This is a genomic window from Cobetia sp. SIMBA_158, from assembly GCF_046566945.1.
GTDB classification, from domain to species: Bacteria; Pseudomonadota; Gammaproteobacteria; order Pseudomonadales; family Halomonadaceae; genus Cobetia; species Cobetia amphilecti.
In genome coordinates this window covers 1-243 of the sequence record NZ_JAWJYL010000937.1, presented here as the reverse complement: position 1 = coordinate 243, position 243 = coordinate 1, and the positions used below count along the sequence as shown (strand labels likewise).

Sequence of the window (243 nt, the reverse complement as noted above, 5' to 3'; positions counted from 1 at the left end):
CTTTATGATGCACAGGGTGCCGAGCTTGCGAACCAAGCTGCAATCATTGCAAAAAAAGCGGCTCAAAGTGCAAATAAAAATATACTGGTAGCAGGTTCGCTGCCTCCGGTATTTGGCTCTTACCGCCCGGAGCTATTTGAACGTAAGCGTGGTTTTACTATTTTAAATACACTTTATGAAGCACAAAACGAGAATGTATATTTATGGATTGGCGAAACTATTTCTAGCATTGAAGAAGCACAA

The 243-nt window shown here is 41.2% G+C and carries 1 protein-coding gene; it reads left to right on the top strand.

Going from position 1 to position 243, the window contains the following annotated elements; all coding sequences use genetic code 11:
• Window positions 1–243: homocysteine S-methyltransferase family protein (locus R2R70_RS22560; RefSeq protein ID WP_410979281.1), on the top strand; the 243-nt coding region annotated here is incomplete at both ends.